Consider the following 25,330-nt stretch of genomic DNA (forward strand, 5'->3'; position numbering starts at 1 on the left):
CGCGGCCCCATTGACGCCCAACTCGACAACTAGACCTCAAGCTCACTTGAGGTTCTATCCTCGTCGTCATGAGTATGGAGTCCGTCGCCTGGGACATCATGTATCGATCCGGCACCGCACCCACCGGGTCGGCCGGCGGCGCCGACCGCCGCACCACGCTGCGCCGGGTGGGCGGCTTCGCGCGCCCGCACCTGCGCCGCATCATTGCCTTCCTCGTGTTGTCGGTGTTCACCGCCGTGCTCACCGTCGTCACACCCTTGCTGGCCGGGCATGTCGTCAACCTGATCACCGCCGGAGACCCCGGGGCCGGCGCGGCCATCGTCGGCGTCGCGGTGCTCATCGCGGTGATCGCGGTGGCCGAAGCGGGCGCCGCCGTCATCACCCGCTGGCTGTCGGCGACCATCGGCGAGGGACTCATCCTCGATCTGCGTCGCGCGGTCTTTGACCACGTGCAGAGGATGCCGGTCGCCTTCTTCACCCGCACCCGCACCGGCGCCCTGGTCAGCCGCCTCAACAACGACGTCATCGGCGCGCAACGCGCCTTCAGTGACACCCTGTCCGGGGTCGTCTCCAACACGGTCACCCTGGCGCTGACGCTGGGCGTCATGTTCGCGATCAGCTGGCCGATCACCCTGATGGCACTGATCCTGTTGCCGGTCTTCGTGATTCCCGCCCGACGGCTCGGGCGGCGGATGTCGGCACTGTCGCGGGAGGCCGCGGAGCACAACGCCCGCATGTCGACGCAGATGACCGAACGGTTCTCCGCCCCCGGCGCCACGCTGGTCAAACTGTTCGGGCGTCCGGAGACCGAGTCCGCGGCCTTCGCCGACCGCGCAGATCGGGTGCGCGACATCGGGGTTCGCCGTGCCATGCTGCAGTCGGTGTTCATGACGGCGCTGACCCTGGTGTCCGCCTTGGCCCTCGCCCTGGTCTATGGCCTCGGCGGATGGCTCGCCGTGCACGAGCACCTGTCCGCAGGTGCGGTGGTGTCGCTGGCGCTGCTGCTCACCCGGATGTATGCACCGCTGACCGCCCTGGCGAACGCCCGCGTCGAGATCTCCTCTGCGGTGGTCAGTTTCGAGCGGGTCTTCGAGGTCCTCGATCTGGCGCCCCTCATCGCCGACAAGCCCGGCGCCATCGCCGTGCCGCACACCGATGAGACCCGTGGCGTCACGGTCCGTTTCGACGACGTCTCCTTCGCCTACCCGTCCGCGGACAAGATCTCCCTCGCCTCGCTGGAAGAGGTTGCGCAACTGGACAATCGGGGCGGCAGCACCGTGCTGCATCACATCGACCTCGACGTCCCGGCCGGATCGATGCTCGCCCTCGTCGGCAGTTCCGGCGCCGGGAAGTCGACGATCGCCTCGCTGGCCACCCGACTCTACGACGTCGACGAGGGATCGGTGCGGCTCAACGGCATCGACGTCCGCGACCTGACGTCGGCGTCGGTGCACGCCACCGTCGGATTGGTGACTCAGGACGGCCATCTCTTCCACGACACCGTCCGAGTCAATCTGACGCTGGCATGTCCGGATGCCTCCGACGACGAGATCTGGGCCGCATTGCGCCGGGCCCGGCTCGATGACCTCGTCGCGACTCTTCCCGACGGCCTGGACACCGTGGTCGGGGAACGCGGCTACCGACTCTCCGGCGGTGAACGTCAACGCCTGACGATCGCACGACTGTTGCTCGCGAAGCCGTCGGTGGTGATCCTCGACGAGGCGACCGCCCACCTGGACTCGACGTCGGAGGCCGCGGTGTCGGCGGCGCTCGGCGAGGCGCTACAAGGCCGGACGTCGATCGTCATCGCCCACCGACTCTCGACCATTCGCGCCGCCGACCAGATCGCGGTGCTCGAAGACGGCCGCGTCGTCGAACGCGGAACCCACGCGACGCTGCTCGCAAAGGGCGGGCGCTACGCCGAGCTGTACCGCACCCAGTTCGCCGGGGAGGAGTCGTCGCGCGAGTGCTGCCCGGCCGTGGGTGCGTGAACACACACTCGACGGGAAAGGGCGCCCACTCGACGCACGGACTCAGTCCTCGGGATCGTCACCGTGATCGCCCGGCGGCGGCGTGAGCTTGGCCTTCCGGTAGGTCATCACCAGCATCATGATGTTGACCAGGATGAGGATGATGCCGAGGGCGACCCACACCCACCGGCCGTCGCGCCACCAGGTGTAGGTCAGGAATCCGACGCAGACCATCAGGATGATGGCGCCGACGGTGACCATGCCACGCGAAAAGCCCTGCGCGGCGCTCTGGAACTGATGATTGGTCACCGGACGTGCACTCCTCGTACTACTGGGGTCAGTTCTGCACGACGATCGCCACCGCGGTCGCCACTGCCACCACCACTATGGCAGCGACGACGATGATCACCTGGCTCGACCCCGGCATCGGCTCACCGCGACGCAGCGCCCGGTCGGTGCGCCGCCACCGCCAGGCGCCCAGCAGCACGATCGCACAGCCGAGCGCGACCATCACCAGACCGAGAACCGTCTCCACGATCGCATCGGTGACGTCGGGGGCGACGTACACGATCGCCACGCCGCCGGCGATGAAGCCGAGCGCGGTACGCACCCACGCGAGCAGGGTGCGTTCGGCGGCCAGGGTGAATCGGGCATCGGGTGCGCCCGGCGGCCTCAGATCCTCGGCGGGCACCACCCGATCGTCGTCATCCGGCCCATTGGTTTTCGCGGTCGTCAGTGTCCTTGGCCTCTCGAATCGCGTGGCCGGCAAATGCGGCGGTGGCCTCGATCGCCTCCAGTGTCTCCTGGTGACGAAAACCGAAGACCGGGAACGCATGAATCTGCCACGAATAACTGTGGGCCACGGCGTCGATTCCGGCAGCGTCGAGGTTCTCGATGAGGTGGATGACGTCGGGTTCGAGGAGTTCGTTCTCGGCGGTGACCATGATGGTCGGCGGGAAGTCCTCCGGGTCGAGATCGGCGATGCGGCGCGCCCCGGTGAAGGGCAGCGGACCACGCAGGAACGCCGGGGCCAGTTTGCGCAGCTGGGACAGCGGGATGTAGGCATCGGAGCGGCTGCTGCGGTCGGGATTGTCGGCGAGGTCGATGTCGAGCAGCGGGGAGAAGCCGATCAGCGCGGTCGGCGCGGGCAGGTCCTGCTCGGCCGCACCTTCGACGACCTTGGCCGCCAGGAAGCCACCCGCGGAGTCCCCGGCCACCACGACACGTCGAAATCCGCGTTCGGTGAGCAACTCGCGGTACGCCGACATGGTGTCGGCCACCGAGGTGCCGACGCCCGCGGCCGGCAGTTGCCGGTAGACGAGGGAGAACACCGGCAGTTCGGTGGCCTTGGACAGGCGCGCGGCGATGGAGCGGTGGGTGCCGACGCCACCGACGACGAACGCCCCACCGTGCAGGTAGAGGACGGCGGTGTCGGAGTCGCGCCGCGACGGCCCGGTCGGCACGATCAGTTCGGCCGGACGTCCGCCGAGTTCGAGTTGCTCACGGACGACGCCGCGCGGGGTGGGGCCGGCGGCGAAGGTCCGGTCGATGAGGAACAGACCGGCCATCCCGGCGCGGCCCAGGGGCCACAGCGACATCAGCGGTTTGAGTGCGATGCGGCTGCCCAGCCAGATCGGATACGACAGCAGGCTCGCCTTGCGATGATGCACGATCGGCATCGGACTCCTCCAGGGTTCTGTGTCAGGGAGGCCGAGGTGTGACGCCTGCGGCCTTGGTACCGGCACGTCGTCGGACCACCCGAGTGGACTGATCGGGAGTGTGTAAGTGAACCTACACCGGCCTCCGGCGCTCACGGGGCGGTTACGGCGGGTTTCGCAACCGAACTCACCGGAGCCCGGCACCGAGACGAATGACACCCAGCGTTCACCCGTGTCCGGGTCAACACGCATCCCGGGCGCGATATATTTCTTGCTTCCATGTCGAAAAAACGGTGGTGAGAGTGGACATACCCGGCCAATATCTGTTGTCGTCTCAGGCGAGCGCACCGCGCACGCTCTGCGACATCCTCGACGAGACCGCCGCACGGTATCCCGACGCACCCGCCATCGACGACGGCGACGTCATCGTCAGCTACTCGCAACTGCTCGCGGTGATCCGTCGCGGCGCCGACCGGCTCGCCGCGGCCGGGGTGCGACGCGGCGGTCGCGTCGGCATCCGGATGCCGTCGGGGTCGCGGGATCTCTACACCGCGATCCTGTCGACGATCTACGCCGGCGCCGCCTACGTGCCGGTCGACGCCGACGATCCCGAGGAGCGCGCCGAACTCGTCTTCGGTGAGGCGGGTATCGACGCCCTCGTCGACGCCTTCGGGGTGCATGCCACCAACCCGACGGACGAACAGACCGAGGCCGTCGCCGACGTGCGTCCCACCGTCACCGACGACGCCTGGATCATCTTCACCTCCGGTTCCACCGGAACCCCCAAAGGTGTTGCGGTGACCCATCGCAACGCCGCCGCCTTCGTCGACGCCGAGGCGCGACTGTTCCTGACCGGCGAGCCGATCGGCCCCGGCGATCGCGTCCTCGCGGGACTGTCGGTGGCCTTCGACGCGTCGTGCGAGGAGATGTGGCTGGCGTGGCGCAACGGCGCCTGCCTGGTGCCCGCACCACGTTCGTTGGTGCGCAGCGGCATGGACCTCGGGCCGTGGCTGGTGCAGCGCGACATCACCATCGTCTCCACCGTGCCGACGCTGGCGTCGCTGTGGCCGCCGGAGGCCCTCGAGGCGGTCCGGCTGCTGATCTTCGGCGGCGAGGCCTGCCCGCCGGAACTGGCCGAGCGCCTTGCCGTTTCGGGTCGCGAGGTGTGGAACACCTACGGCCCCACCGAGGCCACCGTGGTGGCGTGTGCCGCACCGCTGGGCGGACCGGGACCGGTCCGTATCGGATTACCCTTGGCCGGTTGGGATCTCGCGGTGGTGGGCGCCGACGGCAACCCGGTCGCTGAGGGGGAGATCGGCGAGTTGATCATCGGCGGCGTCGGACTCGCGCATTATCTGGACCCGGCCAAGGACGCCGAGAAGTACGCGCCGATGCCGAGCCTGGGATGGGAACGTGCCTATCGCAGTGGCGATCTCGTGCGTCTGGATGCCGAGGGCCTGGTATTCCAGGGCCGCGCCGACGATCAGGTCAAGGTGGGCGGCCGACGCATCGAACTCGGCGAGATCGACAACGCCCTGCAGCATCTGCCCGGTGTGAGCGGCGCCGCCGCGGCGGTCCGCACCACCGCGGCCGGCAACAGTCTGCTGGTGGGGTATCTCGTCTCCGCCGATCCCGACTTCGACGTCGAAGCCGCCCACACCCTGCTCACCGAACGCCTCCCGGCGCCGATGGTGCCCCGCCTGGCGCTCGTCGACGAATTGCCCACGCGCACATCGGGAAAGGTCGACCGCAACGCCCTGCCCTGGCCACTGCCCGGCGCGGCCGCGGACGCCGATGACGACGACGCCGACGATCTCTCGCCGACCGAGGCGTGGCTGGCCGGGCGCTGGACCGACGTTCTCGGCGCGCGGATCACCAGCCCGGACGCCGACTTCTTCACCGAGGGCGGCGGATCGCTGTCGGCGGCACAATTGGTGACCGCGCTGCGCGAACGCTACCCGGCGATCACCGTCGCCGATCTCTACGACCATCCGCGCCTCGGGGCCCTGGCCCGCATGCTCGACACCATCGCGCCGACGACGGTCATCACCGAGCGCGAGGTCACCCCGACACCGCGGTCGACCGGCGTGGCGCAGATCCTGCTGTCGGTGCCGCTGACCACCCTGACCGGACTGCAATGGGCGACGTGGCTGGGCGTGACCAACAACGTCGGCGCCTGGGCGGCACGCCGACTCGACGTCACGGTGCCGTGGCTGGTCGAGGTGAACTGGTGGGTGGTGCTCGTCGCGTTCCTGGTGTTCATCACTCCCCCGGGCCGGATGGTCATCGCGGCTCTCGGGGCACGCGTCCTGCTGGCCGGCGTGCAACCCGGCACCTATCCGCGTGGTGGCGGTGTGCACCTGCGACTGTGGGTCGCCGAACGACTCCTCGAGGCCGCCGGCGCCGCCAACATGTCGGGCGCGCCGTGGATGATCTACCTGGCCCGGGCGCTCGGCGCCGACATCGGCCGGGGCGTCGACCTGCACACCATCCCGCCGGTCACCGGCATGCTCACCGTCGGCGAGGGCGCCTCCATCGAACCCGAGGTGGACCTGTCCGGGTGGTGGATCGACGGCGACGTCGTTCACATCGGTGCGGTCGAGGTGAAGCGCGGCGCAACGGTCGGCGCCCGCTCCACCCTCGCACCCGGCGCGGTCGTCGGGCGTGACGCGGAGGTCGCGCCGGGTTCGGCGGTCTTCGGCCGCGTCAAGAAGGAACAGCACTGGGCCGGATCACCGGCGGTCAAGGTGGGTAAGGCCGAGCATCGGTGGCCGGCGCACCGGCCGCCGCGGCGGACCGCGTGGGTTCCGGCCTACGGACTGTCGTCGCTGCTGCTCGCGGCCATCCCGCTGGTGTCCCTCGGCGCCGGCCTGGTGGTCATCGGGTCGTGGGCGTTGCACGCGAATCGTCTGCGCGACGTCGCCGAACGCGCCCTGATCCTGATCCCGGCCGCCACCCTGGTGAGTCTCGGCACGTTCGCGGTGATCACCGCGGTGCTGGTCCGGCTGCTCGCGATCGGCATGACGAAGGGCTATCACCCGGTGCGGTCGCGGGTGGGCTGGCAGGTGTGGATGACCGAGCGGCTCCTCGATTCCGCGCGCACCTACCTGTTCCCGCTGTACGCAAGTCTGTTGACGCCGTGGTGGTTCCGGATTCTGGGCGTCAAGGTCGGCAAGGGCACCGAGATCTCGACGGCGCTGGTGCTACCCAAGTTCACCACGATCGACGACGGTTCCTTCCTCGCCGACGACACCATGGTCGCCTCCTACGAGCTCGGTGGCGGCTGGCTCTACATCGACGACGCGAAGATCGGCAAACGCTCATTCCTCGGCAACTCCGGGATGACCGGCCCGGGCCGCAAGGTCCCCAAGAACGGTCTGGTCGCGGTGCTCTCGGCCGCCCCCGACCGCGCCAAGAGCGGGTCTTCGTGGCTGGGCAGTCCGCCGGTCCGGCTGCGGCGCACCGCCTCGGAGGCCGACACCTCCCGCACCTTCGATCCGCCGATGAAACTCAAGGTCGCCCGGTCGATCATCGAAACGCTGCGGCTCATCCCGGTGATGGTGTCGTTCGGTCTGGGCCTGTTCATGCTTCTCGGCCTGCAGTACGTCGCCTTCCACGCGAATTACGTGATCGCCGGCCTGGTCAGCGGGCTGATCCTGCTGGTCGCCGGGGCCGCCGCGTGCTGCATCGCCGCCGCGGCGAAGTGGCTGGTCGTCGGCCGGATCGTGGTATCCGAACACCCGCTGTGGAGTTCCTTCGTGTGGCGCAACGAGTTGTCGGACGCCTTCGTCGAGACCGTCGCCGCACCGTGGTTCGCCAACGCCGCCACCGGCACCCCGATCCTCAACCTGTGGCTGCGGATGCTGGGCGCACACATCGGCTGCGGCGTCTGGTGTGAGACCTACTGGCTGCCCGAGGCCGATCTGGTGACGCTGGGCGACGGCGCGACCGTGGAACGGGGCTGCGTGGTGCAGACCCACCTGTTCCACGACCGGGTGATGGCCATCGACCGGGTCACCCTGGAGGCCGGCGCGACGATGGGCCCGCATTGCGTCGCACTGCCGGCGTCGGGGCTCGGTGCGTCGGCGACGGTGGGTCCGGCGTCGCTGGTCATGCGCGGCGACGTGGTGCCCGCCCACACCCGGTGGCAGGGCAATCCGATTGCGCCCTGGTACCGGTGAGACTGGTACCGCTGAGACTGGTACCGCTGAGACTGCACCCACCCACGTGAAGCGGGCCGTCACCGAGGATCTCGGTGACGGCCCCAGTGGGATTCGGGTCGTGGGCGACGCTTCGGTTCAGACCGTGGCGTCGACCTTCTTCGGCAGGGTGAAAAGGGAGGCGATGCTGATCACGATGAGGAAGATGCCGCCGATCAGGACGAGGAGGTCGACGCCGACTCCGCCGAGGGAGATCATCGCGATGCCCGCGAGCACGCCGATGATTCCGGATAGGACGAGGAACCAGGTGGGGGCGTGTCCCGACTTGGTGACCGCGGCGTAGAGGTCACCGACGCCCTGGAAGATCCAGCCGACACCGATGAACAACGCCAGCAGCCAGACCGCGTTGCCGGGATGAAACAGCGCGATGATGCCGAGGGCCAGGATCGCGAATCCCAGGATGCCCAGCAGGATGCGCCATCCGGGGGCGATGAACGTGGCGGCGAAGGCCTGATAGATCCGGAAGATGCCGGTGATGATCAGCGAGATGCCGAACAGGACGGCCAGCACGATGGTGGTCGCGCTCGGCCAGACGACCGCGATGACGCCCAGCACAATGCCGAGAATCGACGTCGCGATGATCGCGGATCTCACCGCACCGATGAGCTCGTCGGGGATCTGTCTGGTGTACACACCGAATGTCATGGCCGAAGCGTATCCCGCGTGACATGCGGAGGGCACTCAAAGCAGCCAGGTTGAGTCCAAGGACCCCGGGAGAATCACCCGAAACGGGTGGCGGTAGACAAGAACACGTGACGCCGATCGCCTTCTTCCGCACCGAGTCCGACGACCGGCTGATGCCGACCCCGTTCGCCCGCAGTCTGTGGGCGCCGGGAACCCTGAACGGGCCGGCGGTGTGTGCCCTCGCCGCGCACCGCACCGAGGCGTTGTTCGCCGAACCGGGGTTTCGTCCGGCCCGATTCACCATCGACCTGTTCAAGGCCGCGCGGGAGGCCCCCACGGCGACCCGTGGTCGGCTGATCCGATCGGGTGGGCGTATCCGCGTCGCCGAACTCGACGTCGTGCAGTTTCCCGACGAGTCGGCGACGGCCGATGGCGACGGGGTCGTCGTCGCGCGGTCGACGACGGTGTTCCTGCGGGTGTCGCACAATCCACCCGGCGATCGGTGGGAACGGCGACCGGAGACGATCACGTTCACACCGCCGGACGACGATGGTGTCCCCACGGCGCCGTTGGATTCCGACGAGCCCGACTCCTTCACCATCATGTGGGCGCACGACGACACCGATGGCACCGTCGGCCGGTGGGATACCGAGATGGCCCGACACCAGAACGGGGCACGGAAACGTCGCTGGGCGCGCGCTGCTCCCGCCGTCCTCGGTGAGCCGATCACACCGTTCGCGCGCGCCGTGACGGCCGCGGAATCGACCAGCCTGATGGCCAATTGGGGTTCGACGGGTATCGGTTTCATCAACTGCGATCTCACGGTGGCGTTGTCACGTCTGCCCGAGGGGCAGTGGATCGGTGTGGAGGCCGATTCACATACCGAACACGACGGCATCTCCGCTTCGACCGCTGGGCTCTACGACGCGAAGGGCATGTGGGGTACCGGCATGGTGACCGCGGTGAACAATTCCGCCGCCGAGATCGACTTCACCAGTCACGATCTGCACGAGCGTTTCGTCACCGAGTGATCGCGGGGGTGGTGATCACGCAGGGGTGATCGCGAGGGGTGTGATCACGCAGGGACCGCGCGGGTCCGTGTCGCGGCCCCCCGACGCCTGCTCACAGCTTTTGCTAAGGTGCCGGACATGTCCCGGTCTCGACTGTCCCGTATTCGGACCGCCATGACGATCGTGGTCACCGCGGCTGCCCTGACGACGGGACTGGCCGTCGGATCACCCGCCGGTGCCGCCGACTACGCGGCCGGAAATGCATCGATGGTCGCCCGGCTGACCGGGCCCGGGGCCATCAACGACACGGTCGGTCGATATCAGATCATCGGTACCGACCTCGGCATCATGTGGGACAACGGTCGCGGTGAGATCCTCACCGCCTTCGGTGACACGCAATCGTTCAACGGGTGGTCACTGCTGCACGGGTCGCTGTTCCATTGGCGGTCGAATGTGCTGTTGCGCAGCACCGATCGCAATCTCGCCGACGGCATGACGTTCACCGGGCACACCGGGCCGCCCGGCTATGCGAGCAGACTGCTCAAACCCAACCTGCGCCGCGAGATCACCCTGATCCCGACCGCCGGTGTGGCCGTGGGCAACCGGCAGTACCTGAACTACATGTCGGTGAAACGCTGGGTCGCCGACAGTCACTGGGTGACCAACTTCTCCGGCCTGGCGGTGTCCACCGACAACGGGCGCAGTTGGCACCGGACCGACACCTACCGACCGAACAGCGGCGGCAACGTCAAGTTCCAGATGTCGGCGTACCTCAAGGTCGGTGACACCGTCTACCAGTACGGCACCCCCGACAGCCGTTGGGGCGCAGTCTATCTGGCTCGGGTCCCGGCGTCGCAGATCGAGAATCTCGGTGCCTACGAGTACTTTTCGCGTGGCCGCTGGGTGCCCCGCAATCCCGGGGCCTCGACGCCGATCATGCCGCCGAAATCGGGTGAGATGTCGGTGGCGTGGAATTCGTACCTGGGTAAGTATGTCGCGCTCGTCCAGACCGATCCGGGTGTCATGCTGCGCACCGCCGACAGCCCGCAGGGACCGTGGTCGGCCGGCGAACTCGTCGTCTCGCGCAATGACCCGTACTCCGGGTACGCGCCCTTCATCCATCCGTGGTCGACGTCGGGTTCGACCCTGTACTTCACCTACTCGGTGTCGTACGGATACCAGGTGTATCTGATGCGATTACCGTTGCGACGCAACTGATGTCGCCGGGCCTGCGGTTCCGCCCACCGAGTGGCAGGCGGAACCGGAGGCGCCGCGTCAGCGACCCAGGAGTGCGTTCATCTGGTCGATCTCGGCCTGCTGCGAGGTCTTGATCTGCGTTGCCAGCGTGCGCGATTCGGGGTTGACCCCGCCGGCGAGTTCCTGGTCGGCCATCGTGATGGCCCCCTGATGATGGGTGATCATCCCTTGCAGCCACAGGGTGTCGAAGGCCTGCCCGCGGGCGTTCTCGAGGGCATCCATCTGGGCATCGCTCATCATGCCGCCCATGGTCGAACTCGAACCTGTCATGGACCCGTGGTGCATACCGCCCATGTGGTCATCGGCATCGTCGTCGACCGCGATCCCCCAGGATGTCAAGCGGGCCGTCATCTGGTCGATCTCGGGTTGCTGGGCATTCTTGATCTGCGTTGCCAGAGCGAGGATCGCAGGATTGTCGGTGCGACTCGGCACCAACTCGGCCATCTCGATGGCCTGCTCATGGTGCGGGATCATCATCTGGTTGAACATGATGTCGGTCCGGTTGTGCGCCGAGGCACCCGGCGACGACGTCACCGAGTCCATGGCGCCGCTCATGTGGCCGGCGTGCGCCCCGCTCGGATGTGTCGCGGTCTCGTCGGACGACGAGCAGCCCGCGACGATCAGGGCTGCGCAGGCCGCGAGGGCAGCACCCGTCAGTCGGGTGCGGTTGATGGTAAACATCTGAAAACTCCTGTGCTGGTGATTGATACGTGATGTCGGATGGCCTACACCGTCCATCAGCAGCGGATCACCGAGAGCGTCAGATGAGTGTGATGAGCCCACGGGGGAGCCCGGCCCAGCCGGCCGATGAGTGCCGGCGCGATCCCCATCAGGACCGGTGGCGCCGCGAAACCCCAGACGAGGACCAGCAGAATCACCGGCGGCAGTGGGACGTCCTCACCCCGCAGGGACACGCAGTGATGCCCGAGGATGCAGTGATCGCCGTCGCTCATGTGTGCCTGGTCGGTGTGCTCATGTCGTCCGGCGGTCACCATGGTCGGATCCGGCTGAGCGGAGGCCACCGAATGCATCGATCCGTCCCGCGAACCGGCCGTCGAGGCCCCGGCGATCAGCGAATGCATGAGCGCCACCGCAACACCGAGCAGCATCACCACGACGACGCGCAGCCACCACGGCCGGTGGGGTCGTCGCACGATCGGCATGCTCCCGAGGCTATCCGGATCGCGAGACAGAAGCCCCCGGCACGTCATCGGCTACATCGGCGTCGGTGACATCGGCGTCGGTGACATCGGCGTCGGTTACATCGGCGTCGGTTACATCGGCGTCGGTGACGGTTCCCACGCGCTCCGGCTCCAAGTCGGAGTCCGCCACCTCGTCGCATTCGGCGGATCGTCGGGCGTTGCGGGGCGCGACGATGCGGCGATCGATCAGTTGATACACGAGTACCACCACGCCGGCCAGCGCCCACCCGAGCAGGATGTCGAAGACGTAATGTTCGGCGGTGTAGACGAGCGTGAACGCCATCGCAAGGGCATAGCCCATGAACAGTGTTCGGCCGAGCGCCTTGACCCGCGGCCACATGAACAGCGCGAGGAGCATCGTCAGCCCGGCGTGCAGGGACGGGATCGCGGCGACGAGATTGGACTTTCCCTGACCGATCTCGATGAGGCCGGATGCGACATGGATGTGCAGGTATTCCCAGCCACGCGGGGAGATGCGCTCCACATACGGCGCGGCGCCGGCATACGACGGGTCGATCGGCCCCAGCATGCCACCGGGTTCGGTGGCCACCGGGTTGGTCATGCAGATCGCTTCACGCGGGCCGTCGGCGACCTCGGCGGCGGTGCATCGGGCCGCCGCCCAGGGTGGGGCGGCGGGAATCAGTGTGTATCCGACCAGGCCGAGGAACGTGGTCGCGACGAAGCAGATCGCGAACCGACGCCACGCCGAGCGGTCCCGCAGCCACAACACCGCCGCCACCGCATACGGAACGATGAAGTACGACATGTAGACGACGCTGGTGATGACCTCCCACCACGGCGCCGACGGCTGTTTCAGGTGCTCCTGCAGCCACACCGTCGGGACGGCGCCGAACATGGCCTTGTCCACATCCGGCGCGAGATGCCATTCGACGGGCACCTGAATGATCTGCGCGACGTTGCGGGTCCAGTCGTAGAGCAGCAGGATCAGCGCGAACGGCGCCCAGTCGAGGAAGACCGTGATCGTCTTCCGGCGCCCGATGCTGGCCGCGATCAGACCCAGGCACAGCAGGATGATCAACCGGGTGCGGTCGAAGGCCAGGCCGTACTGGACCACCTGCCAGACCATGAACAGGCCCCACGCGATCAGCGCGACCCGACGTACGACGGTGAGGTCGCGGCGCTTCTCGGGTTCGGCCTCCATCTCGGCGGCCGCGGCGAGGTCGTCGAGGACCGGCTCGAGGTCGACGGGGTCGGCACCGGGATCATCGGGCGCGGAATCGTCGGGCGCGAGATTGTCGGGCAGTGAGTCGCCGGAGACGGGGCCGTCGGGTCTGACGTCATGGGATCTGGTGTCGTCGGCTACCGAATCCTCGGTCGCCGATCGCGCTCTGGGGAACCGCGAGGCCTGACCCGTCGTCTCGTCGATACTCAAGCCCCAGCCCCTCACCAATTCCGTTTCCCGCTCGTCACCCAACGTCAGCCTAATGAACATCTGGTGTTCTCGACGCGTTCGGACACACGTTGTTCTCCGTTCGACACCCAAACCTCTTAGACTCGAGAGTGGTAGAGGTCACAATCAGCGGGCCCGGGTCCGGTAGGGAGGTCGACGATGCCGAACAGATTCCTGCGATACGGCGATCAGCGGTACATCATCACCAGGGAGGCCGAGGCGCGCCTCGACCGCGCGCTCGAATCCGTGTACACCAACGGCGGCGGCCACCAGTGGCTGAACCTCTATCACGACACCGAGGCGCCGTGCCGTCTGCTGATCGCGTCGGGCGTTCCCATCACCATCGAGACCGAACCGAACGACTGACCGGGCGACCGCTCGTCCCCGTCAGCCCGCGGATGAGCGGTCGGCCCAAAGATCAGCGGTCGGCCCAAGGATCAGCGGTCGGCACCGCACTCTAGGGTGAGAGCCATGCGTATCGGAGCCCATCTGCGCGAGGACGACGACCCCTTGGCCACCGCGACCGATCTCGGGATCGACGTCTTCCAGATGTTCGTGACCGATCCGCAGAAGTGGAACAAGCCGGTCCCCCGCCATGATGCGGCGGCCATCCGCGAGTCACCGATCGACGTCGTCGTGCATTCGAGCTATCAGATCAATGTGGCCAGCCTGAACAACCGGCTGCGGATGCCGTCGCGCAAGGCCGTCGAACAGCAGGCCGCCGCGGCTGCCGATCTCGGGGCGTTCGGACTCGTCGTCCACGGTGGTCATCTCCGGGACAACGACGATGCCGCCGAGGGCTTCGCCAACTGGCGGAAGCTGTTCGACCGGCAGGTCGACAAGGGCGGCTTCGGTGTTCCGATCCTCATCGAGAACACCGCCGGCGGCGATCACGCCATGGCGCGCACCCTCGAGGCGATCGACCGACTGTGGGAGTCGGTCGGCGATTTCGACCAGGCCGGCTTCTGCCTCGACACCTGCCACGCATGGGCCGGGGGTGAGGATCTCGTCGGCCTCGTCGAACGCGTCCGGGCGATCACCGGTCGTATCGACCTGGTACACCTCAACAACTCTCGTGACGAATTCGATTCCGGCCGCGATCGGCATGCGAATCTCGGTGACGGACACATCGATCCGGAGGTGCTGGCCGCGGTCGCGGCCGCCGCCGACGCCCCGGTCATCCTCGAGACCCCCGCCGAGGGCATCCCGGACGACCTGGCCTACCTGCGGTCGGCACTCACCGGCTGAGGTGGGTTGAACGACAACGCATTTGCTCGTCACCTGGGGTAGGTGATGAGGATTTGTCCGGTGTGGCTGTTGGTCCAGGTGATGGACCGGTCGAGGTGCATGACGCCACGCCAATGCCCGACGTGCTTGCGGTGATGATCCGGTTTACACAGGGGCGCAAGGTTTTCCACCACGGTCCAACCGCCCTCGGCGGGGTTGGCATGGAGGAACGCGACCAGGTGATCGAGTTCGCAGAGGTGTGCGGGCATCCCGCAGAACGGGTACCGGCACCACAGGTCGGTGGACAAGATCTCATCACGTATCCGCTGTGGCGGGGCATAGGTCAACGCCCCCGGCGGCGGTGTGGTGTAGCCACCATGACCGGTCGGATCCACCGGCGGCGCCTGCGCCCGATCCACCACCTTCTGTAAGCGCTGCAGGGCCGGTCGGGCGTGATCGGGCACCCAGATCACCCGCGCATGGGCTGCGACATGTTCGGCCTGGACCGGATCGATCGCCCCGTACCCGTGCAACCGGTCCGGGATCTGCCCACTCGCATCACGCACCAGCAGAAACGCCGGCGGCTGCGCCGGGGTCACCGGCACCAGATCCTGCGATACCGGCGGGGCCGGCACGATCGGGGAGGTCACCGCCATCACCGGCACCGGAGAGGTGTCGACCGGCACCACCGCCGTCGACGCACCTGCGGCGTCGCTGACGCCCTGGGCCTCGTTGGTATCATCGGTGTCGTTGATGTCGTGGTCGCCGTTGACATTACGATCGTCATCGGGGTCCCACTGCAGGTCGTGATGAGCGTGCGGGTCATCGGGTTCGGGCGCGGTGTCCTCGTCGGGCAGGTGCTCCTCGGCATCATCATGTCTCGGAGCGAGCACCTCGTCGGGACCCGACACCGTGAACGACGCCTCGCCGAACACCACCACCTCAGTCGAGGAACCGGACTCGGACGCGACAGGCTCGGACGCCGACGACGCGGACTCGGACGGGCCAGATTCAGACGAGGTCGGCGGGGAATCCTGGACCGGCTCGGATGCCGGGGCCGGGGTGGACTCCGACGGCGGCGCGGGCTGGGGGGTCGGCGTGGACTCGGTTGGCGCGGACTCGGACGGCGTGGACTTGCCCGCAGTGCGGCCCGCAGCCGCCTTGGCCTCGTGCCGTCGCTGCCGACGGGCGGCCGGAGCCGGGCAATTATCCAACCCGCACTGACACCCCAACCGCACCCCCGGCGCGCCGAGCAACTCACCGAACGCGACCGTCCGCAACAACCCCACCCACCGCGGATCATGCTGACACACCCGCCGCGCAATCAACTTCGCCATCCGCTCCCGCAGATAAATCCCATCCTGCGCCAGCACACACGCAGCAATCGTGGCGTGACCATCGATATCATTCCGGACGATCACATCCGCCCAGTCCTGCTCGAACTCCTCCCGCGACCGCGTCGCCCGATCCGCGTCATCAGCGATCAACGCGTCATCCAGATCGTCACGCAACACCGAATCAGCGGTATCCCGCGCACCCAACTCCAACGCAATATCCTCAAACGACGGCCGCTCGGCGTCAGTCTCATCGGCATCGGGATCGGCGTCGGGATCGGCGTCATCTCCATCGACGTCACCCGCTTCGGCATCACCGCAGCCATCACGATCAGCCTTGCCGGCATCACCGTCGGCGGCGTCGTCGGCCTCACTCTCCGCATCGTCGGAATCCGGTTGCGGCACACCATCACCATCACAAGTGCTGCCGTCGTCGTCGGTGCCGTCCTCACCACCAGCGCAGTCCTCACCACCAGCGCAGTCCTCACCACTGGCGCTCGGCTCGGGCTTGGCGTTCATCGCCGCACGCTCAGCCGCCTGCACCAGAATCTTCACCCGATGCGTCGAATACTGCCCCTCCAAGAACGCCGCCCAGATCTTCGGGAAATCCAGCAACAGGTCCTCGAGATTCATCCATTGCCGCGCCCTGGACCGCGTGATCCCCAACGCCAACGACACATCACCGACGGCAGCCTTCACCGCCCGATCCCGCACCACCATCTGCCGCAAACCCGGCAACCCGGCAAGCGCCTCCTCATAGGAGCGCCGACCGATCTCCCCGGCCAACAACACCGCACGTGCTTCCTCACGACGCGACCGCATCAACGCCAACCGCGCCTGCTCCCCACACTCGGTCAACGACATCGACCGCACCCGCGCGAGATCGGCATCGACGTCATAGGTGAACACCGACACCACCCCCTCCCACGCAGTCAGGAAAACCGGATAACCATTGCCTCACAGTCGAATCCGACCCGGCGATCACGCCGCCGGAACCATCTCCAACCCTCTGACCCACACGCTATACCCGACCACCGACAAAACCGGATCGCCCGCCAACCCCACCAGATCGGGCCGGCACAACCCCGGTGACGGAGCGCCGCCGGCCAGGGTTCCACCGGATTCCCCGAGAACTCTTCCCCCACCTACAGATTCGTCCCCCAGCAATTCCCCGCCGACGAACACAAACCCGGGGGACGAACCATTCCTCCCCCACTTTTGGTCTCGCCCAGCACTTTCGGGTCGCGTAGCACTGTCCCCCTCACACGCCCAGCACCCTCACACGGCAGCGTCGAGTCTGCCTCGCTGCTCGTCGGTGAGGGTCAGTTCGGCCGCGTCGAGGGCCTCGTCGAGTTGGGCGACCGAACTGACTCCGACGATCGGGCGTATCGACGGCGTGCCGCCGAGCAGCCAGGCGAGCACCACCTGACCCGGCGTCGCACCGAGTTCGGCTGCCACATACGCCAATTCGGCAAGACGGCGGGTCGTTCCGGGGTGATCGTACGGTTCGGGGAACGGACGGTCGGCCCGGTCGTAGCTGCCCTGGATCAGCGGACTGTAGGCCCACAGCTCCAACTCCGGATGCTCGGTGACGTAGTCGACGGTCTCGTCGGAGACGAACCCGAACCGGTGATCCTTGCCCGGCACCACGGTGTCCGGACGCGGACGCACATACGACGTCGACAGCTGCAGGGCGGTGAAGGGCTCAGTGCCCGCGACCGCGGCCAGCGCCCGCGCCTGCTCCACCCGCCACGTCGGGTGATTGGAGATGCCGATCCGCCCGACCGTCCCGTCGGCGACGAGCCCGCCGAAGGTGGCGACGATCTCCGCCATCGGGGTGGCGCGGTCTTCGAGGTGCGCCCAATAGAGGTCGATCCGGTCGGTGCGCAGCCTGCGCAGACTCGCCTGTACCGACCGCGTCACCACGTCGGCGGCCAGCCCGACGACCTCGCCCGGACGGCCCGGCACCGGCTCGGGCCCCACCTTGGTGGCGAGCACGACCTCGTCGCGCACGCCGGGATTGTCGGCGAACCACCGTCCGAGCATCTCCTCGCTCTGCCCGCCGGCGCCGGTCGCCGACGCCCAGAAGGCGTAACAGTCCGCGGTGTCCAGGGTGGTGCCGCCGCGCTCGAGGAATCGTTCGACGATGGCGCGGGAGGTGGCGTCGTCGGTACGCGTGCCGAAGTACATACAGCCGAGGACGAGGTCAGCGGTGGACATGCGATCGAGGGTACGAAAGACCCGCGTCGCGGACACCCCGGATGGCGCCGCACGCAGCTGCTTGCAAAAGTCAGCACGGTCACAAATCATCGGGTTGTCGACCGGAACCCGGCAGGGTATTCTTGAGGTTACCGGCCAGTAACTTAGGGTCGATCGGTGCTGCTCTCACACCGTTTGCCTCACCATCGTCCGCACGAGTTCACCCGGCCAGCAATGCAGCGGCGATCACCGCACGGGAACCAGTTCAGCCCGCGTCAGATAGGAATCACAGATGGGCCACTACAAGAGCAACATGCGCGACCTCCAGTTCAACCTCTTCGAGGTATTCGAACTGGACAAGGTGCTCGAGTCGGGGGAGTTCGGCGATCTGGATCATGAGACCGCCGTCGACATGCTCCGCGAGGTCAAATCCCTCGCCGAGGGCCCGATCGCGGAGTCCTTCGCCGACGTCGACCGCAACCCGCCGGTCTTCGACCCGGACACCCACAGCGTCACCATCCCCGAGGGCTTCAAGAAGTCCTACAACGCCCTCATCGAAGGCGGCTGGGACAAGGTGGGCGTCGCCGAGGAACTCGGCGGCATGCCCGCACCCCGCTCGCTGTACTGGGCGATCGGCGAGATGATCCTCGGCGCCAATCCTCCGGTGTTCATGTACGCCGCCGGCTCCGGGTTCGCGAACATCTTCTACGACAACGGCACCGACGAGCAGAAGAAGTGGGCCGCCATCTGCTCCGAGCGCGGCTGGGGCGCCACCATGGTGCTCACCGAGCCCGACGCCGGCTCCGACGTGGGCGCCGGCCGCACCAAGGCCACCCAGCAGGAGGACGGCTCCTGGCACATCGACGGCGTGAAGCGCTTCATCACCTCCGCCGACCAGGACATGACCGAGAACATCTTCCACCTGGTGCTCGCCCGCCCCGAGGGCGCCGGCCCCGGCACCAAGGGACTGTCGCTGTTCTTCGTCCCCAAGTTCCACTTCGACCCGGAGACCGGTGAACTCGGCGAGCGTAACGGCGCCTTCGTCACCAACGTCGAGCACAAGATGGGCATCAAGGCCTCGGCCACCTGCGAGGTCACCTTCGGCCAGCACGGCATCCCGGCCAAGGGCTGGCTCGTCGGCGAGGTCCACAAGGGTATTGCGCAGATGTTCGACGTCATCGAGCACGCCCGAATGATGGTGGGCACCAAGGCCATTTCGACGCTGTCGACCGGCTACCTGAACGCCCTCGACTACGCCAAGGAGCGCGTGCAGGGCGCCGACATGGTGCAGATGACCGACAAGGCCGCACCGCGTGTGACCATCACCCATCACCCGGACGTGCGTCGTTCGCTGATGACCCAGAAGGCCTACGCAGAAGGCCTGCGGGCGGTCTACCTCTACACCGCGTCGCATCAGGATGCCGTTGCCGCACAGATCGTTTCGGGCGCCGACGCCAACCTGGCCCACCGCGTCAACGACCTGCTGCTGCCGATCGTCAAGGGCGTCGGCTCCGAGCGTGCCTACGCCAACCTCGGCCACGAGTCGCTGCAGACCTTCGGCGGTTCCGGCTTCCTGCAGGACTACCCGATCGAGCAGTACGTCCGTGACTCCAAGATCGACTCGCTCTACGAGGGCACCACGGCCATCCAGGCGCAGGACTTCTTCTTCCGCAAGATCATTCGCGACAAGGGCCAGGCCCTGGCACACGTCGCGGGCCAGATCCAGTCGTTCATCGACTCCGAGGCCGGCAACGGCCGCCTCAAGGCCGAGCGCGCACTGCTCAAGACCGCCCTCGAGGACGTACAGGGCATGGCGGCATCGCTCACCGGCAACCTGATGAACGCACAGGAGAACCCGAAGGACCTCTACAAGGTCGGCCTGGGCTCGGTCCGCTTCCTGATGGCCGTCGGCGACCTGATGATCGGCTGGCTGCTGCTGCGCCAGTCGGAGATCGCCATCGCCAAGCTCGATGAGGGTGTCACCGGCGACGACAAGGCGTTCTACGAGGGCAAGGTCGCGGTCGCGAGCTTCTTCGCGAAGAACATGCTGCCGCTGCTCACCTCGGTCCGCGTCACCGTCGAGAACGTCGACAATGACATCATGGAGCTCGACGAAGCGGCCTTCTGAGCCCAACACCAATCACACGGAAGCCCGCTTGTCGAGCGGACATCATGGAGCTCGACGAAGCGGCCTTCTGACACCGAAAAGAAGAACTGACGCACAACCAGAGAGGCTGGAACCGAAAGGTTCCAGCCTCTCTGGCTTTCCCCACCAAACGTCGCAGAACGTCACGCCATAGAGTGACGTTGCACGACGTCCTCGTCGATCGGCCGTCCACCGCCGGCACGCGAGCGCGCATACTGGCTCCCATGGGCGCGCGGACCTTCCGGATGCACAGCCGATGGCGGATTCCGTTCCGCCGCGACGACGTGTTCGCCGTCCTCGCCGATGCCGACGGCTACCAGACCTGGTGGCCACAGATCCACGACGCGGTGCGGATCGACGACGTCAGCGGACGTGCACGCTTCCGCTCACTGCTGCCGTTCTCCCTGCATGTTCGCCTGACCCAGGAACGCATCGACGCCGGCTCCGGCGTCCTGCGCGCACGCCTGGCCGGTGACCTCGTCGGCTGGAGTCAATGGGCCGTCAGCGTCGACGATCCACTGACGCACAGCGTCGTCGACTTCCGCCAGCAGGTGGACTTCACCAAACATGTTGCCGTGGTGCCACTCTGGATGATCCGGCCCATCCTGCACGCCAACCACCGATTCATGATGTGGTCGGGCCGTCGCGGCCTCATCCGGCACCTCGCCGACCGTGCGGCACGACGCGACCAGATCTCAGATTGAGACGCGACGCGCCTTCCCCATGCGCGCCGCCACCCGTAGCGTGGGCCCGGGGGGACCGATCACAACGAGGTGAACGATGAAGGCACTGGTATTCCACGGTCCCGGTCAGAAGGCGTGGGAGGACGTTCCCGAGCCCAAGCTCAGCGAACCCACCGACATCATCGTCAAGATGAACACGACGACGATCTGTGGAACCGATCTGCACATCCTCAAGGGCGATGTCCCCGCCGTCACCCCGGGCCGGATCCTCGGCCATGAAGGTGTCGGCACCATCACCGAGGTCGGCGAGGCCGTCACGACGCTGGCCGTCGGGGATCAGGTGATCCTGTCGTGCATCTCGGCGTGTGGAAAGTGCGCCTACTGCAAGCAGGGAGTGTTCTCGCATTGCCTTGGCGGGGAGGGAAGTTCCGGAATCGGCTGGATCTTCGGCCATCTCATCGACGGCACCCAGGCCGAATTCGTGCGCGTCCCCTACGCCGAGACCTCGGTGTACAAACTGCCGTCGACGGTCAGCCCCGAACAGGGCACCCTGCTGTCGGACATCCTGCCCACCGGGCACGAGATCGGCGTCCGGCACGGCGCGGTGAAACCCGGCGACGTGGTGGCCGTGATCGGTACCGGCCCGGTCGGATTGGCGGCCATCGCCACAGCGGGCCTCTACGGACCGAGCCGCGTCATCGCGATCGACCTCGACGCCAACCGCGTCGAGCAGGCCCGCAAGTTCGGAGCCACCGACGGCGTCGTCTCCTCGGCCTCGGACTGGCGCGATCAGGTGATGGCCATGACCGACGGACTCGGCGTGGACGTCGCGATCGAGGCGGTCGGCATTCCCGCCACGTTCCAGATGTGCCTGGACATCGTCCGCCCCGCCGGCCATGTCGCCAACGTCGGCGTGCACGGCACACCGGTCGAACTGGCTCTGCAGGATCTGTGGATCTCCAACATCGTCATGACGATGGGGCTGGTCAACACCAATACCCTTGACACACTTCTGAAACTGGTGGCGCAACGCCGCATCGATCCCGATCCGTTCATCAGTCATCGTTTCGCGCTCGACGAGATCGTCGACGCCTACGACGTGTTCGGACGCGCGGCAGAAACCAAGGCGCTCAAGGTGATCCTGAACGCCTGACCCGAACGCGGTCCGGCCCACCGACCACCGACTCCGATGGTCTCGTCCGGGACCGGGCCGCCAGTTCGGCCGCGTCGGCACCAGACTTCCTGCCGTGCCACTGATCTCGCCCCATGACGACGCGTACGGCCCAGCCCGCCACGATCACCACCAGGACAACTGCCGCAAAGACGACAACAATTCCCATCGCAAGAGCGAACAACTCACCCTCCCCCAACCTGCGCTTGTCCCCAGAAATAGTGACAGCCCGCTCGAGCGTTGTCCACCGACGATGAGCCGCTGCCCGTTCACACTCTTTCGCAAAGATCCAGTTTCCCGAAGCGAATCCGGCGGCATGCAGTCCGGCGGCGTAACCTCTTGCACCACTGGATCTTCAACGGATCGCGACCGAAGCCGGCCACGCTGCCGTAGCGTCTGCGACGCCACATACGATAGGACGACGTGAAGACACTCGGGGGACTCTTGTTCTGCCATCGGACTGCCGTCACCGGACTTCGGCCCAGCGCTCGCATCGCCCGGAGAAGAGTCCGTGCGCACATCCTGTGGCTTCTCGGTTTTGCGTGCACCGTGGGTTTGGCATGCACCGTGGCTGCCGGACCGGCGACGGCCGCGCCGAACGTCGGTACCGCGCCTGCGCCGGCGTCGGTCACACGGGTCACGACCACCATCGACACCACCTGTGCGGGCGCACCCAAACAGGTCCCCGTCACCTGGTATCTGCCGGCCGGTCAGCCCACCGGGTTGGTCTGGCTACAACACGGATTCTCCCGCACCGCAGCCAATCTCGACGTCGAGGCCCGCAACTACGCGGCGTCCGGACTGCTGGTGGCCGCACCCACCCTGGACTCCGTCAGTGTCAACGGCTGCGCAATCGCCTTCAACGCCGGTGACAACACGGCCTTCATCCGGCAGATGGCGTTGGAGTTCGGGCACGCAGTCGAACCCGACAGCGCCGTCGGGCGGAGTTTCACCCGCGCCTCCGCACAGGCCCACCGCCCCGATCTGACGATGCCGGCACAGCTCGTCTTCTCCGGTCACTCCGCCGGCGGCGAGTTCGTGCTGACCGCGGCCAACCAACTGCGCACCGCCGACCCGGAGGCGTACAGGCGACTGGCCGGGCTGGTGCTGTTCGATCCGGTGAACTCGTTCCTGGGCAACAACTTCTACACCTCCGCCAAGGAACTGGGCGCAGCAGAACTGCCCATTCGTGTTATCGCATCCCAGCCGTCGGTGTCGAATACCGGCGGGCTGGGCGTCACCTGGCTGTCGCAGACCACCCGGCAGGACTTCCTCGGCGTCCGACTCGTCACCGGTGTGCACATCGACGTCGAGTCCGACTCGACCGACCTGATCGGGGAGCTCTCCGAGCTCGCGGTTCCGCGTCCTCGTAACGGACGGGTCATCCGCAGGTTGTCCGCGCAGTGGGCCGACGACCTGATCACCGGCACCCGCACACCCGCCTACTACCCCGGAGGCAGCTACTACCAGAGCCTGGTCGCCTCGCACACCATCACGACACTGCCCGTCGGGTAGCCCGGACGCGCACGGCGGCCCTCCCGACAGATGATTGCCGAGGGCCGCCGTGGCGTGTGAGAGGTGTTGCGGCCGAACTACTTCGGTGGCATCCGGATGCCGCCGTCGACGCGGACGACCTCGGCGTTCATGTAGGAGTTGGTGACCAGTTCGACGACCATCGACGCGAGTTCGTCGGGCACGCCGAGACGCTTGGGGAACAGCACCGACTCACCGAGCTTGGCCTTGAATGCCTCGGAGGCCTCGCCCTCGCCGTAGATCGGGGTGTCGATCAGTCCGGGTGCGACGGTGTTGACGCGGATGCCCGCCGCCGACAGGTCACGGGCCACCGGCAGGGTCATGCCGACGACGCCGCCCTTGGAGGAGGAGTACGACGCCTGACCGATCTGACCGTCGAATGCGGCGACGCTGGCCATGTTGACGATGGCGCCACGCTCGCCGCTGTCCAGCGGCTCGTTGCGGCTCATCGCGGTGGCAGCCAGGCGGATGCAGTCGAAGGTGCCGATCAGATTGATGGCGATGACCTTCTTGTAGGCGTCGAGGTTGTGCGCCGAACCGAATTCGCCGTCCTTGCCGATGGTGCGCTGGGCCCAGCCGATACCGGCCGAGTTCACCAGGACGCGCAGCGGACCGAGTTCGGTGGCCTTGTTGACCGCGGCCTCGATCTGTTCGGTGTTGGTGACGTCGACGTTGACGAACGCGCCGCCGACTTCCTTGGCGAGAGCCTCACCCTTCTCCGCATTGAGGTCGGCAACGACCACCTTTGCGCCCTTAGCCGCCAGCTGGCGCACCGATGCGGCGCCGATGCCCGACGCCCCGCCCGTCACGATTGCACTTGCTCCGTTGATATCCACGACGACAGCCTACGACGCGGTGTGGTACGGGTAACACACCGGGCCCGAGCGAGCGGTCGGTCAGCCACCGTGTTGCGCGGTCAGTGGGCTCGGTGGCGTCGACACCGTGGTGCCGGTCGCGCCGATGTCCACCCAGCCGCCGGGATTCTGGCACCGCAATCGCGGCCCGGCCGTCGCGGTGCAGGTGGCCACGCCGACGGTCACCGACTGCCCCGGCAGGAGTTCGGCGATCGCGCCGGACCACATCGGCCATGCCGCGGCGTGCACCCCGGTGTCATCGATGTCGACCGTGGACGGATTGACCCCGGGAATCGCGCCGGGCGGCATGTGGCAGGTGAGGTTGCCCAGTTGCGCCGTGGCGACGTTGAGGCCGATTCCGCACGTCGCCACCCCACCCGCGCGAAGCAGAAACAGATTGCCGGTGCGGCCGAACTGTCCCGGATCGACGGGCGTCCCCTGCGCTCCCGGCGTCTGAGCGGCGGCACTGACCGGTGCGAACGCCGTCGACACCGGCCCCTCATCGCGAATCGCGTCACCGGTGACGGAGCAGCCGGCGAGGATCACGGTCACCGGCACGACGAGGGCGACCGCAAGGCGTGGAACCGAGACACGCGGAACACGTGTGGCCGGGACTTGTCTGGGGCGTTTCATCGATGCTGATCGTACGGTCGGGTCTCGTGCTGCGGCGCGTCGACGACCACATGTTCATCCGACCGGACGTCGACGGCGTCCACCACATCGCTGACAGCGCCCGCCTCGACGTTGACAGCGCTCACCTCGACGTTGACAGCGCTCGCGCACATGTTGGAAAGCGCCGTCAGTGAGGGATTGAGCGCTGTCAGCGTTCAA

22 protein-coding genes are annotated in these 25,330 nt (G+C 67.2%); 10 read left to right on the forward strand and 12 right to left on the reverse strand.

The window, feature by feature from the left end; all coding sequences use genetic code 11:
- Positions 1-68: 68 nt before the first annotated feature.
- On the forward strand, positions 69-1,991 hold the full coding sequence (locus tag ABLE94_RS07150; RefSeq protein WP_348806177.1) for an ABC transporter ATP-binding protein: 1,923 nt from the start codon (positions 69-71) through the stop codon (positions 1,989-1,991).
- Between the two features lie 42 nt (positions 1,992-2,033).
- Here ABLE94_RS07150 and ABLE94_RS07155 read toward each other — a convergent pair whose 3' ends face one another.
- Genes ABLE94_RS07155 through ABLE94_RS07165 form a run of 3 tightly spaced genes read right to left on the reverse strand, consistent with a single transcriptional unit; the run spans position 2,034 to position 3,649 of the window.
- Positions 2,034-2,279, reverse strand: a complete 246-nt coding sequence (locus ABLE94_RS07155) for a hypothetical protein (protein ID WP_348806178.1) — start codon at positions 2,277-2,279, stop codon at positions 2,034-2,036.
- A 28-nt stretch (positions 2,280-2,307) separates the two neighbouring features.
- Positions 2,308-2,661 carry a YidH family protein gene (locus ABLE94_RS07160; protein ID WP_348808424.1) on the reverse strand — a complete coding sequence of 118 codons (354 nt, stop codon included), beginning with the start codon at positions 2,659-2,661 and terminating at the stop codon, positions 2,308-2,310.
- 13 nt (positions 2,662-2,674) lie between these two features.
- A complete protein-coding gene (locus ABLE94_RS07165) occupies positions 2,675-3,649 on the reverse strand; it encodes an alpha/beta hydrolase (protein ID WP_348808425.1) in 975 nt (324 codons plus the stop codon).
- Positions 3,650-3,921: 272 nt separating this feature from the next.
- Between ABLE94_RS07165 and ABLE94_RS07170 the strand changes: the two genes are divergently transcribed.
- On the forward strand, positions 3,922-7,809 hold the full coding sequence (locus ABLE94_RS07170; protein WP_348808426.1) for a Pls/PosA family non-ribosomal peptide synthetase: 3,888 nt from the start codon (positions 3,922-3,924) through the stop codon (positions 7,807-7,809).
- A gap of 117 nt (positions 7,810-7,926) precedes the next feature.
- On the opposite strand, the gene ABLE94_RS07175 is transcribed toward ABLE94_RS07170, so the two are convergent.
- Entirely contained in the window at positions 7,927-8,493 is a 567-nt protein-coding gene (locus ABLE94_RS07175) for an HdeD family acid-resistance protein (RefSeq protein ID WP_348806182.1), read from the reverse strand.
- A 107-nt stretch (positions 8,494-8,600) separates the two neighbouring features.
- On the opposite strand from ABLE94_RS07175, the gene ABLE94_RS07180 reads away from it, so the two are divergent.
- Both ABLE94_RS07180 and ABLE94_RS07185 read left to right on the forward strand, forming a co-directional pair.
- Positions 8,601-9,503: a thioesterase family protein gene (locus ABLE94_RS07180; protein WP_348806183.1), complete on the forward strand. Its 903-nt coding sequence runs from the start codon at positions 8,601-8,603 to the stop codon at positions 9,501-9,503.
- Positions 9,504-9,620: 117 nt separating this feature from the next.
- Positions 9,621-10,700: a glycoside hydrolase family 183 protein gene (locus ABLE94_RS07185; protein WP_348808427.1), complete on the forward strand. Its 1,080-nt coding sequence runs from the start codon at positions 9,621-9,623 to the stop codon at positions 10,698-10,700.
- 57 nt (positions 10,701-10,757) lie between these two features.
- Here ABLE94_RS07185 and ABLE94_RS07190 read toward each other — a convergent pair whose 3' ends face one another.
- The 3 genes from ABLE94_RS07190 to ABLE94_RS07200 are packed head-to-tail and all read right to left on the reverse strand — an operon-like array spanning position 10,758 to position 13,334.
- Positions 10,758-11,420 (reverse strand): DUF305 domain-containing protein, encoded by a 663-nt coding sequence (locus ABLE94_RS07190; protein ID WP_348806185.1) that lies wholly within the window; start codon positions 11,418-11,420, stop codon positions 10,758-10,760.
- Positions 11,421-11,476: 56 nt separating this feature from the next.
- Positions 11,477-11,902, reverse strand: a complete 426-nt coding sequence (locus tag ABLE94_RS07195; protein ID WP_348806186.1) for a hypothetical protein — start codon at positions 11,900-11,902, stop codon at positions 11,477-11,479.
- A 10-nt stretch (positions 11,903-11,912) separates the two neighbouring features.
- Complete coding sequence (locus tag ABLE94_RS07200; RefSeq protein WP_425476152.1) at positions 11,913-13,334, reverse strand: phosphatase PAP2 family protein; 1,422 nt, start codon at positions 13,332-13,334, stop codon at positions 11,913-11,915.
- Positions 13,335-13,511: 177 nt separating this feature from the next.
- Here ABLE94_RS07200 and ABLE94_RS07205 point away from each other — a divergent pair, with 177 nt between their 5' ends.
- A complete protein-coding gene (locus ABLE94_RS07205) occupies positions 13,512-13,718 on the forward strand; it encodes a hypothetical protein (protein WP_348808428.1) in 207 nt (68 codons plus the stop codon).
- 105 nt (positions 13,719-13,823) lie between these two features.
- A complete protein-coding gene (locus ABLE94_RS07210; RefSeq protein WP_348808429.1) occupies positions 13,824-14,600 on the forward strand; it encodes a deoxyribonuclease IV in 777 nt (258 codons plus the stop codon).
- Positions 14,601-14,629: 29 nt separating this feature from the next.
- Here ABLE94_RS07210 and ABLE94_RS07215 read toward each other — a convergent pair whose 3' ends face one another.
- Positions 14,630-16,828, reverse strand: a complete 2,199-nt coding sequence (locus tag ABLE94_RS07215) for a hypothetical protein (RefSeq protein WP_348808430.1) — start codon at positions 16,826-16,828, stop codon at positions 14,630-14,632.
- A gap of 363 nt (positions 16,829-17,191) precedes the next feature.
- The gene (locus ABLE94_RS07220) at positions 17,192-18,133 is read right to left on the reverse strand and encodes an aldo/keto reductase (RefSeq protein ID WP_348808431.1); all 942 of its coding nucleotides are present in this window, start codon (positions 18,131-18,133) and stop codon (positions 17,192-17,194) included.
- A 271-nt stretch (positions 18,134-18,404) separates the two neighbouring features.
- Between ABLE94_RS07220 and ABLE94_RS07225 the strand changes: the two genes are divergently transcribed.
- The 4 genes from ABLE94_RS07225 to ABLE94_RS07240 all read left to right on the forward strand — a co-directional run bounded on the left by ABLE94_RS07225 (position 18,405) and on the right by ABLE94_RS07240 (position 23,627).
- Complete coding sequence (locus ABLE94_RS07225; protein WP_348806192.1) at positions 18,405-20,240, forward strand: acyl-CoA dehydrogenase; 1,836 nt, start codon at positions 18,405-18,407, stop codon at positions 20,238-20,240.
- Positions 20,241-20,482: 242 nt separating this feature from the next.
- Complete coding sequence (locus ABLE94_RS07230) at positions 20,483-20,962, forward strand: SRPBCC family protein (protein WP_348808432.1); 480 nt, start codon at positions 20,483-20,485, stop codon at positions 20,960-20,962.
- Positions 20,963-21,038: 76 nt separating this feature from the next.
- Complete coding sequence (locus ABLE94_RS07235) at positions 21,039-22,094, forward strand: zinc-dependent alcohol dehydrogenase family protein (protein WP_348806195.1); 1,056 nt, start codon at positions 21,039-21,041, stop codon at positions 22,092-22,094.
- 441 nt (positions 22,095-22,535) lie between these two features.
- The gene (locus ABLE94_RS07240; RefSeq protein ID WP_348808433.1) at positions 22,536-23,627 is read left to right on the forward strand and encodes an alpha/beta hydrolase family protein; all 1,092 of its coding nucleotides are present in this window, start codon (positions 22,536-22,538) and stop codon (positions 23,625-23,627) included.
- 77 nt (positions 23,628-23,704) lie between these two features.
- On the opposite strand, the gene ABLE94_RS07245 is transcribed toward ABLE94_RS07240, so the two are convergent.
- The 3 genes from ABLE94_RS07245 to ABLE94_RS07255 are packed head-to-tail and all read right to left on the reverse strand — an operon-like array spanning position 23,705 to position 25,284.
- Positions 23,705-24,481: an SDR family NAD(P)-dependent oxidoreductase gene (locus ABLE94_RS07245; RefSeq protein WP_348806197.1), complete on the reverse strand. Its 777-nt coding sequence runs from the start codon at positions 24,479-24,481 to the stop codon at positions 23,705-23,707.
- A gap of 60 nt (positions 24,482-24,541) precedes the next feature.
- Positions 24,542-25,132 (reverse strand): hypothetical protein, encoded by a 591-nt coding sequence (locus ABLE94_RS07250; protein ID WP_348806198.1) that lies wholly within the window; start codon positions 25,130-25,132, stop codon positions 24,542-24,544.
- Positions 25,129-25,284, reverse strand: a complete 156-nt coding sequence (locus ABLE94_RS07255) for a hypothetical protein (RefSeq protein ID WP_348808434.1) — start codon at positions 25,282-25,284, stop codon at positions 25,129-25,131. The genes ABLE94_RS07250 and ABLE94_RS07255 overlap by 4 nt, the downstream gene beginning before the upstream one ends.
- Positions 25,285-25,330: the final 46 nt, after the last annotated feature.

Source organism: Gordonia sp. VNK1 (assembly GCF_040049135.1).
In the GTDB taxonomy this organism is placed as follows: domain Bacteria; phylum Actinomycetota; class Actinomycetes; order Mycobacteriales; family Mycobacteriaceae; genus Gordonia; species Gordonia oleivorans.